At 68.9% G+C, this 10,285-nt stretch carries 10 protein-coding genes; all 10 read right to left on the bottom strand.

Annotated elements, in window-relative coordinates:
- On the bottom strand, positions 1-492 hold a 492-nt coding region (locus VGV06_06730; GenBank protein ID HEV2054855.1), incomplete at its 3' end, for a nodulation protein NfeD.
- Positions 493-544: 52 nt separating this feature from the next.
- Entirely contained in the window at positions 545-1,762 is a 1,218-nt protein-coding gene (locus tag VGV06_06725) for a cysteine desulfurase (protein HEV2054854.1), read from the bottom strand.
- Entirely contained in the window at positions 1,759-2,130 is a 372-nt protein-coding gene (locus VGV06_06720; protein HEV2054853.1) for an iron-sulfur cluster assembly scaffold protein, read from the bottom strand. Before VGV06_06720 ends, VGV06_06725 begins: the two co-directional genes overlap by 4 nt.
- Before the next feature lie 16 nt (positions 2,131-2,146).
- Positions 2,147-3,190, bottom strand: coding sequence for a hypothetical protein (locus VGV06_06715; GenBank protein HEV2054852.1), 1,044 nt, complete (start codon positions 3,188-3,190; stop codon positions 2,147-2,149).
- A gap of 18 nt (positions 3,191-3,208) precedes the next feature.
- Complete coding sequence (locus tag VGV06_06710; GenBank protein ID HEV2054851.1) at positions 3,209-4,297, bottom strand: XdhC/CoxI family protein; 1,089 nt, start codon at positions 4,295-4,297, stop codon at positions 3,209-3,211.
- Positions 4,294-5,451 (bottom strand): VWA domain-containing protein, encoded by a 1,158-nt coding sequence (locus VGV06_06705; GenBank protein ID HEV2054850.1) that lies wholly within the window; start codon positions 5,449-5,451, stop codon positions 4,294-4,296. The genes VGV06_06710 and VGV06_06705 overlap by 4 nt, the downstream gene beginning before the upstream one ends.
- A 4-nt stretch (positions 5,452-5,455) precedes the next feature.
- Positions 5,456-6,346, bottom strand: coding sequence for a MoxR family ATPase (locus VGV06_06700; GenBank protein ID HEV2054849.1), 891 nt, complete (start codon positions 6,344-6,346; stop codon positions 5,456-5,458).
- A gap of 12 nt (positions 6,347-6,358) precedes the next feature.
- Positions 6,359-6,949, bottom strand: coding sequence for a nucleotidyltransferase family protein (locus VGV06_06695; GenBank protein ID HEV2054848.1), 591 nt, complete (start codon positions 6,947-6,949; stop codon positions 6,359-6,361).
- Between the two features lie 64 nt (positions 6,950-7,013).
- Positions 7,014-7,874: a xanthine dehydrogenase family protein subunit M gene (locus VGV06_06690; GenBank protein ID HEV2054847.1), complete on the bottom strand. Its 861-nt coding sequence runs from the start codon at positions 7,872-7,874 to the stop codon at positions 7,014-7,016.
- Positions 7,875-7,885: 11 nt separating this feature from the next.
- Positions 7,886-10,273 (bottom strand): xanthine dehydrogenase family protein molybdopterin-binding subunit, encoded by a 2,388-nt coding sequence (locus VGV06_06685; GenBank protein ID HEV2054846.1) that lies wholly within the window; start codon positions 10,271-10,273, stop codon positions 7,886-7,888.
- Between the last annotated feature and the right edge of the window lie 12 nt (positions 10,274-10,285).

Below are 10,285 nucleotides of genomic sequence, written 5' to 3'. Positions count from 1 at the left end.
CTCGGCCCACTCCGCGTTGCGCCCCCGCTCGGTGGCGATGGTGCGCGCGAAGGCGGCCGCGTCGTTCTCGACCTTCTTGATCATCTCCTTGTCCCCGCCGCCGCCGACCGCCACCGGGTGCGCAGCCCCGATGTTCGTGGCGGGCGCCATCACGGCCACGTGCGCGGCCATCGTGATGAAGACGCCCGCCGATGCCGCGCGAGCGCCCGTCGGAGCCACGTAGACGATGACGGGAATCTCGGCGTTGAGAATGGTCTGCGCCATGGTGCGCATGGAGCGCTCGAGACCGCCCGGCGTGTTGAGCTGAACCACGAGGGCCTGGGCGCGCTCGGCCTGCGCGCGCTCGAGCGCGGCGGTCAGGAGACGCGCGGTGACCGGCGTGATCGCGCCATCGATGTCGATCACCGCCACGGGCTGCGCCGCGCGCGCCGGCCCCGCGCCGACCAGGGCCAGGCTCGCGAGCACCGCGCCGGCGACCATCATCCTCAGCATACGACCCTCCCCAAGAAGTCCTCCGATGGCCCGGGAAGCTCCAGAGGCCGCATCAAAGCGCGCCGCGAAGGCCTTCGACCGCCTCGGCCAGGCGCACGACCTCGGCGGACGTATTGTAGACCGAAAAACTCGCGCGAAGCGTCCCGACGATCCCGAGCCGCTTCATGAGCGGCTGGGCGCAGTGATGCCCCGCGCGGACGGCGATGCCCCGTTCGTCGAGCAGCGCCGCGCCGTCGTGCGGATGGATGCCTTCCACGTTGAATGCCACCACGGCCCCCTTGAGCTCGGGGTTCCGTGGGCCGTACAGGGTGACGCCGGGGATCGTCTCGAGAGCATCGAGCGTCAGCCTGCAGAGCTCCCGCTCGTGGGCTTCGACCCGCGCCATGCCGAGCTTCTCGAGATATTCGACCGCGGCGTGGAGGCCGATCGCCTCGGCGATGGGCGGCGTGCCGGGCTCGAAGCGCCACGGGAGGTCGTTCCACTGGGCGTGGTCGATCCATACTTCCTTGATCATCTCGCTGCCGCCCAGCCCCGGTTCGAGCCCCTCGAGCGTCTCGCGCCGGCCGTACAGGACCCCGATGCCCGTGGGCCCCAACATCTTGTGACCCGAGAAGACGTAGAAGTCGCAGCCGAGCGCCGCCACATCCAGCGCCAGATGCGGCGCCGCCTGGGCGCCGTCGAGGAGCACCAGCGCTCCCGCCTCCCGGCTCTTGCGAACGAGGTCCGCCACCGGGTTGATGGTCCCGAGCACGTTCGAAACGTGGGCCGTAGCCACGAGCTTCGTGCGAGAAGACAGCAGGCGGGCGAAGGCGTCCATGTCGAGGAAGCCGGCGTTGGTCACTGGGACGGCCTTCAGGACCGCTCCCCGCTCCCGGCACACCATCTGCCACGGGATCAGGTTCGAGTGGTGCTCCATCTCCGTGACGACGATCTCGTCGCCTTGCCTCAGCGTGCCCGCCACCGCGCGGGCGACCACGTTGACCCCGTCGGTGGTCCCGCGCGTGAAGATGACCTCCTCGCGGAACCGGGCGCCGATGAATCCGCGCGCGGCATCCCTCGCGGCCTCGTAGAGCTCTGTCGCCTCCTCGCCCAGCGTGTGGATCGAGCGGTGGACGTTGGCGTGGCTGCGCTCGTAGTAGCGCTGCATGGCTTCGAGGACCTGTCGCGGCTTTTGGCTCGAGGCCGCGGAGTCGAGGTAGACGAGCGGTTGGCCGTGGATCTGGCGAGCCAGGATGGGAAAGTCGGGCCGCGTCCTCTCGCCCAGCGTCACAGCGCCACCTCCCGACCCTCGAGCGCGCCCTGGAGCACCGAGAGCGGCAGCGTCACGCACTTGAACCGCATCGGCCGGATGTCGGCCTCGAGCCGCTCGAGAAGCGCCGAGGGCTCGACGGCGGCCGCCTCCTCCACCGTGCGTCCGATCACCATCTCGAGCAGCAGGTCGGCCGACGCGGCGCAGATCGCGCAGCTGTCGCCCCGATGGCGCGCATCCGAGAGGCGTCCGTCGGCGATCCGGCACTCGATACGGATCCGGTCGCCGCAGAGCGGGTTGACGTCCTCGAAGGCGAGGTCCGGCCGGGACAGCTCGCCCCGAAACCGGGGCCGCCGGAACCTCTCGCGGATGACGCTGCTGTAGATCATTCAGCTACTCTGGCCGCTACTCGGGCAGCTCGCCGCGCGCGGCGCTCTTCCGGTACGGCGGGAAGCGCCACGCGCTGTCGCGCGACAGGAGCCCCCCGTGACCGATCGCGGCCAGGTCGGCATGGTCCACCGTCTCGCCGGCCAGGATCCTGGGCAGGACGAGATCGAAAGACGTCGCCTGGGAAAACATCCCGCAGGCCGGCATGCCGAGGACGGGGCGCTCGCGCCACCGCGCCAGCCACAGGAGGCTGCCCGGGTGGGCCGGCGTTCCATGGCGGACCATACGACCACCCGCGAGCTTGAGCCCCTCGAAGATCGCGTCAAGCGGGTCGAGCGAGGCGGCGCCCGCGGCGATGACGAGCTCAGCGCCGAGGCCGGCGAGGGCCCCGAGCCCATCTGCGACAGCGCGAGCCTCGTCGGCGCAGTAATGGACGGGCAATAGACTTGAGCCGAACCAGTCCACCTTCTCGCCGAGAGCGGCCTCGAACCGGGCGCGCTGCTGGACCGGCAGGCTCGCGCGCGTCAGCGCGCCAATACGGCGGGGCGTGAAGGTCTTGACGGTGACGAGCCCAGCCGCGGCCCAGGCGCGCTCCTCGGCCCGCTTCACCTGGGCCTCGCCGATCGCGAGCGGAACGATCTTAGCCCGCGCCACGGCCTCGCCCGCCTCGACGGGCTGAAGATCGTAGAGCGTGTAGACGGCCATCCCCTCCTGGGCATTGACCTCGGCCAGCGCCTCCACGCGCACGTGCAGCAGCCCGCGGCGGGTCGCAGCCAGGGTCCACTGCCCACCACCGTAGCCCCGTACCTCCACTCCCTCTCCGGCAGCGGCTTGAGAGAGGCGCGCGCCGGCCGGCTCCTCGTGGATGTCGCCCGGCTCGAGCTCGAGCAGGTGGAGCTCGCGCCAGGACTGCGTCAGCAGTCGCGCGGCCGCGCCCGCGTCAAGGACCTGCCCCTTCTCCACCGCGATCTTTCCGTGCCCATCGCGCACGTCATGGCAGATGACCCGGCCTTCGAGCGCGGCCGCCGCCGCGTTGTCGCGTAAAATTCTGATCGCCTTCACGTCTTCAGTCCCCGCCCCTCATTTAAGTCCTCGCCGAACCTTTTCGCTGATCGGCAGGCAGCTGGCGCCGCGCTGGACGGCCAGCACCTCGGCCAGCACAGCCAGCGCGATCTCCGGCGCCGTCTGCGCCCCGAGATCGAGGCCGATCGGCACCCGCACCCTGCCGAGGGCGTCCTCGCTCAGGCCATCTTCTCGCAAGAGGTCGAGTATCGCCTTGCCTCGCCGGCTCGATCCCAGGAGCCCGATGTAGCCCACCGGCGTCTCGAGCGCGTGACGGAGCACCGGCAGATCGTACTTGTAGTCGTGCGCGACGAGGACCAGCGCCGTTGACGGTATCAGGGGAATGGCCCGGATGAGCTCGGACGGGATGCCGACCTTGAGCTCGTCCACGTCGGGGAAGCGCTCGCGCGAGGCGAAGCGCGGCCGCCCGTCCACGACGACGGTCTTGAAGCCGAGAATGCGCGCGAGCGAGCAGAGCGGCATGGATACGTGACCGGCTCCCACGATCAGCATGATGGACGGCGGCGCGAAGACCTCCGCGAAGACGCGCGTGCCATCGACGGTCAACGTCGAAGACTTGCCCGACTGGATCGGCCCCTGAGCCTCCCCCGCCGCGCGCTCGTCGAGGCCTGCCGCGCCCAGGCTACCGTCGCGCTCCCCCGTGTCCAGCAGGAGGAGCTTCGCGCCGTTGTTGGGGGCGTCGAGCCTGGTCAGCAAGGCGGACCGGCCGCCGGCTTCGGCGTGCTTCCGGAGTCGCTCGTAGAGCCTGAGCGTCTCGCCCCCCGGCTCCTGGAGATTAACCGGCTCCACGAAAACCTCGATGGTCCCGCCGCAGGTGAGCCCGATCTCCCACGCCTCCTCGTCGCCCAGGTTGAGCTCGAGGAGCCTCGGCGCGTGGGCCGCGATCACCGAGGCGGATTCCTCGATGACCTGGGCGTCCACACAGCCGCCGATGGTGACCGAGCCGAGCACGCGGCCGCCTTCGCCCACGAGCATCTTGGCGCCTTCCTTGCGCGGCGTCGTCCCCCGCGTGTTGACCAGCGTCGCCAACGCCACCTTGCCTTCGGCGCTCTTCAGTCTGTCCAGATGGTCGAACAATTCGCTCATCGCACCCTCAGGTGGGCGGCGAGCTCTCGGAGGCTCGAGAGGTTGTGCGCGGCGGCGAAGTGGTCGACCAGCGGGAGCGCAGCGGCCATGCCGCGCGTCAGGGGCTCGTAGGATGGATTGCCGAGCAGCGGGTTGAGCCAGATGACCCGGGCGGCGCGACGCTTGAGGGTCAACATCTCCTCCGCCAGGACGTCGGGCTCGCCGGTGTCCCAGCCGTCGGAGAGGACCAGCACGATGGTGCGCCGGTCCACGAAGCGGCCCCATGTCTGGTTGAACTCCCGGATGGATTCGCCGATCCGCGTGCCCCCGGACCAGTCACGCACTTCCGTGAGGCGCCGGAGCGCTCCCTTGTAGGACGGGCCGCGGAGGAGATCGGAGACGCGGGTCAGCCGCGTCGCGAAGGTAAAGGTCTCCACCCGCCCGAAGACGTTTTGCAACGCGTAGAGGAACTGGAGCAGGAAGCGGCTGTAGAGATCCATGGAGCCCGAGACGTCGCAGAGCAGCACGAGGCGCACCTTGCGGCGTCGCCGGGCGCGGCGCCGCAGCTCGATGATCTCGCCTTTCATCAGGTTGGCCCTCATGCTGCGCCGCAGGTCGATAACACCCCCCCGCCGCGTGGGCTTGCGCCGCCGACTCACCCGGCGCGCGAGCCGCCTGGCGATCTGCACGGTCAGTCGGGCGACCTCGTCGAGCTGCTCGGCGGGGAAGGTCGAGAAGTCCTGATCCATCAGCGCCTCGCGGTCGGAAAGACCGGGCACCTCGACCGGCGGGTCGTCAGCGGCCTCGCCCTCGTCCCAGTCGTCGAGGGCCACCTGCGCCTGCTTCTCCCGCGCGGCCTCGATAGCGCCGGAATCCAGCTCCTCCTCTTGCCGGAAAGGTTGGACGGCGGCGACCAAGCCGTCGAGGCCTTGCCCGTCTTCCGCGTGAAACCTCCAGAAGGCCTCGAAGCAGCGGTCGAAGGCGGGCTGTTCCTCCATGCGGCTCATGAGGACCGTTCGAAGCGCAAGGTAGACCTCGGCGCGGTCCATCAGGTCCACGGCCTCGAGGGCGCGGACGGCGTCCATGACGGCCGACGTGGTCACCGGCAGCCCGGAAGCGCGCAGCATGGCGCCGAAGGCCAGCGTGGCGCGCGTGAGGTCCCGGGGCGCCCCCATTGATTCAGCTCTGGGCGGCGACGAAGCGCCCGATACCGCCCGTGGCGAGCTCCCGCCTGAGACGCTTGACGTCGTCCGCGTCCTTGACGACGCAGCCGAGCGTTTCGGTCACCAGCTCCTCGTCGAGGTGGTCGGCGTGCAGCGACGAGAGCGCCTGGGCCCAGTCGAGCGTCTCAGCGACGCCCGGCGCCTTGGCCAGCCGGATGGTCCGGACCGTCTCCATGAAGCGCGAGATCTCCCGCGCCAGGCGCTCGTTGACGCCGGGGACTTTGCGCGTGACGATTCGCACTTCCTTGTCGAAGCCGGGGAAGTCGATCCAGAGGTACAGACAGCGGCGGCGCAGCGCGTCCGACAGCTCGCGGACGCGGTTCGACGTGAGGATGACGTAGGGCGGCTGGGTCGCCTTGATCGTGCCGATTTCCGGGATCGTCACCTGGAACTCGGAGAGCACCTCGAGGAGAAAGGCCTCGAATTCCTCGTCGGCCCGGTCGATCTCGTCTATCAGGAGAACCGGAGGTGCTCCTGTCGCGCTGATGGCCTGCAGCAGCGGCCGCCTGATCAGAAAGGGCGGCGAGAAGATGGCCGCCTCCTTCTCCGACATCGTGTGCGCCGTGCTCTCCTCGAGCTTGATGTGCAGGAGCTGCTTGGGATAGTTCCATTCGTACAGCGCCTGGGCGGCGTCGAGCCCCTCGTAGCACTGGAGGCGGATCAGGTTGGTCCCGAGCATCCTCGCCATGACCTTGGCGACCTCGGTCTTGCCCACCCCGGCGTGCCCCTCGATGAGGAGCGGCTTCTTGAGGGTCATCGCCAGGTGGACGGACGTGGCGATGGCCGGGTCCGTGACGTAGTCGGCGGACTCCATCATCTCGTGGATCTTCTTGATCTCGGCTCTCATAGTCCTCTCAGTTTACCGCGGATTCTCAGGGGGGCTCAGGCTCTCGTAGTCCTCCGGCGTGTCGATGTCCCTGGGCATGGGAGAGCCGATGTCGACCTGGGCCAGCCGTGACGGGTCCCGTAGGACGACGGCGCGCGCTCCACGATCGCCGGGGAGCACCAGCAGCTCGGGGAAGACCGACGCGGCGAACAGGACGGGGTTGCCCAGGCCGTCGGCATACCGGGGTGCGGCGATGGTCTTCCCAGGCGTCTTCAACGCTCCAAGCAACGCCGGGATGACCTCAGCGGGGACGCCCGGCTGGTCGCCCAGGGCGATGAGAACGGCTGTGGTCCCCACAGGCAGCGCGCGCACGCCGACGCTCACGGAGGAGCCCTGCCCCGCCTCGGGGGTCGGATTGACCGCGAAGCGCACCTCCAACCCGTCGAGCGCCCGCGCCAGCGCCTCGTGTTCCGGCGGGGCGACGACAAGCACGTGGCGGATGCCCGCCGAGATCACGCGCTCGACGGCATGCCGGATGATGGGCCTGCCCACGAGCTCCAGCAGCAGCTTGGGGCGGCCCATCCGGCGGGACAACCCCGCTGCAAGAATGATCGCAGCCGTCACCGCCGCCCCAAAAACACTCGCCCCGCGGACGTGAATCCGCGGGGCGTGATGGACTCGACCCGGATCACTTCTTGGCGGCCGCCGCCTCCATGGCACGCTTGGCGAAGACTCTCAACAGGTGCTGCTTGTACTCGACGGAGCCCTGGAGATCAGCCTGGACGTCCACGCCGTCTGCCGCGCTCGAAGCCGCCGCCTGGATCGAGGCCGCATCGGCGGCCTTGCCGGCTATGGCGGCTTCGACGCCCTTGGCGCGGGTCGCCTTGGTGCCGGCGCCCGTGATGCCGATGCTCGCCTTGCTGATCTTGCCGCCGTCCAAGGTCAAGACCGCCGCGACGCCCACGACGGCGAAGCGCGACGCCGGATGCGGGAACTTGGCGTAGGCGCACTTGACGTTCGCCCCGCATGCCGGGACTCGGATTTCCGTGAGAATCTCGTTCTCTGCGAGCGCAGTAGTCAGAAGTCCCTTGAAGAAGTCGTCGACCTTGATGGTCCGCTTGCCCTTGGGCCCCTCGGCCACGAGCTCGGCCCCGAGAGCGATGACAGCAGCCGGCCAGTCAGCGGCTGGGTCCGCGTGGGCGAGACTCCCTCCGAGAGTGCCCATGTTGCGCACCATGGGGTCGCCGATGTGCCCCGCGACCTCCGGCAAGAGCGGGCACTTGCTCTTGAGGACGGCCGAGGACTCAATCGCGTAGTGGGTGGTCATGGCGCCGATGACGAGGGTGCCGCCCTCCTCCTTGACCCCGGCGAGCCCCGACACCTTTCCGATGTCGATCAGGTGCTTGGGCTGGGCCAGGCGCAGCTTCATCGCCGGCAGCAGGCTGTGGCCGCCGGCGAGGAGCTTGGCGTCGTCCTTGTACTTGGCCAGGAGATCCACCGCCTCCTTGACCGTGCCGGCCTTGTGGTACTCGAACTGGGCTGGATACATGGGCGTCTCCCTTACTTCTTCGATTTGGCGGCCTGGACGATCTTCCAGACCCGCTCAGGCGTGAGCGGCATGACTTCGATATGGTCAACACCGAGACCCGACAGCGCGTCCACGACCGCGTTGACGACCGCCGGGGTGGAGGCGATGGTCCCCGTCTCTCCCGCCCCCTTGATGCCGAGCGGGTTGACCGGCGTCGGCGTCTCGGTGCGCGCGGTCTCGTACATCGGCAGCATGTCGGCCTTCGGCACCGCGTAGTCCATGAGGCTGCCGGTGACGAGCTGGCCGGACTCCTCGTCGTAGACCGCCCCCTCCCAGAGGGCTTGCGCCACTCCCTGGGCAATCCCGCCGTGGACCATCCCGTCGACGATCATGGGATTGATCACGTTCCCGACGTCGTCCACGGCCACGTACCGCACGATCTTCACGTGGCCGGTGTCGCCATCGACCTCGACGACGCAGGCGTGGGCCCCGAACGGGAAGCAGAAGTTCGAGGGATCGTAGAAGCTCGTCTCCTCGAGCCCCGGCTCGAGGCCCTCGGGATAGTTGTGCGGCACGTAGGCCGTGAGGGCCACCGCGCCCCAGGGCACCGCCTTGCCGGGGGCGCCGCGCACCTGGAACTGCCCACCGACATATTCGATGTCGCTGGCCGAGGCCTCGAGCAGGTGCGCCGCGATCTTCTTCCCCTTCTCCTTGATCTTGTTGACCGACATGTGGAGCGCGGTGCCTCCCACCGAAGCAGAGCGGCTACCGTAGGTGCCCATGCCGAACGGAATCGCGCCGGTGTCGCCGTGGACGACCTCGACCTGGTCGATCGGGATCTGGAGCTCGTCGGCCACGAGCTGGGCGAAGGTGGTCTCGTGCCCCTGGCCGTGCGAGTGCGAGCCCGTGTAGACCGTCACCCCTCCCGTCGGGTGCACGCGGACTTTTCCGGACTCGTAAAGGCCCGCGCCGGCGCCGAGAGCGCCCACGAGCTTCGAGGGCGCGATGGAGCACGCCTCGATGTAAGTCGAGAAGCCGACGCCGAGGTAGCGACCCTTCTTCCGTGCCTCCGCCTGCTCGGCTCGGAATTTCTTGTAGTCGAACATCTGGAGGAGGCGGTCGAACGCCTTTGGATAATCGCCGCTGTCGTACGAGACGGCCACGTGAGTCTGATACGCCCCTGAAAATTTCGGGATGAAATTCTTTTTCCGGACCTCGGCGGGATCCATCTTGAGTGCGGCCGCCGCGGCGTCGACCATCCGCTCGAGCACGTAACAGGCCTCGGGCCGGCCTGCGCCACGGTACGCGTCCACCGCGGTGGTGTTGGTGAACACGCCGGTGACCTCGCAGCGAATGGCACCCATGACGTAGACACCGTTCAGGAGCGTGCCGTAGAGGAACGTCGGGACGGCGGGCCCGAAGGTGGAGAGGTACGCTCCCAGGTTCGCGGTGGTCTTGACGTGGAGGCCCAGGATCTTGCCGTCCTTGGACATCGCCATCGCCGCGTCGGTGACGTGGTCTCGCCCGTGGGCATCCGTCAGGTACGCCTCCCGACGCGTCGAGGTCCACCTGATCGGCCGCTTGATCTGGCGCGACGCCCACGAGCAGACGACCTCCTCGTTGTAGAGGAAGATCTTGGAGCCGAAGCCGCCGCCCACGTCGGGAGAGATGACGCGCACCTTGTGCTCGGGAATGCCGAGGACGAAGGCGCACATCAGGAGGCGGTGAACGTGCGGGTTCTGCGACGTCACCCACAGCGTCAGGTCGCCTGTCGACTCCTCAAAGCGCGCGACGCAGGCACGCGGCTCCATCGCGTTGGCGACGAGCCGCTGGTTCACAATGCGCTTCTTGACGACGACGTCGGCGCTCTTGAACGCGGCATCGAGGTCGCCGCCCCCGAGCTCCCACTTGAAGGCGATGTTCCCCGGCGCGCCCGCGTGAATCTGCGCGGCGCCCGCCTGGGCGGCCCCGGCGGTAGCCGTCACCGAGGGCTTCACTTCCCAGTCCACGGTCACGAGCTCGGCGGCGTCGAGAGCCGCGTCCTGGCTGTCGGCGATGACCACCGCGACGGGATCCCCCACGTGGCGGGCCACGTCGGAGGTCAAGGGCATGTGGGGAACCATCGCCAGGTCCTGCACCACGCCGGGGACGTTCTTGTCCTTGCGAAGATCCCATCCGCACGGCAGCGAGTTGACGCCGGTCATGTCCTTGGCCGTGAAGACCGCCACCACGCCCGGGTGCTTGAGGGCCTTGGCCGTGTCGATCTTACGGATCCCGGCGTGCGCGTGAGGGCTCCGCACGAAGGCCGCATAGGTCATCCCGGGCAGCTTGAGGTCGTCCACATAGTTGCCCTTGCCGGTGATGAAGCGCGGGTCCTCGCGCCGCTTGATGCTCGCGCCCAGCAGCCTTGCCGTCGCCATGATCGCGCCTCC

Source organism: Candidatus Methylomirabilota bacterium, from assembly GCA_035936835.1.
Classification (GTDB): domain Bacteria; phylum Methylomirabilota; class Methylomirabilia; order Rokubacteriales; family CSP1-6; genus AR37.
The sequence above is the reverse complement of the archived record's forward strand: the minus strand, read 5'-3'. Positions and strand labels throughout refer to the sequence as shown.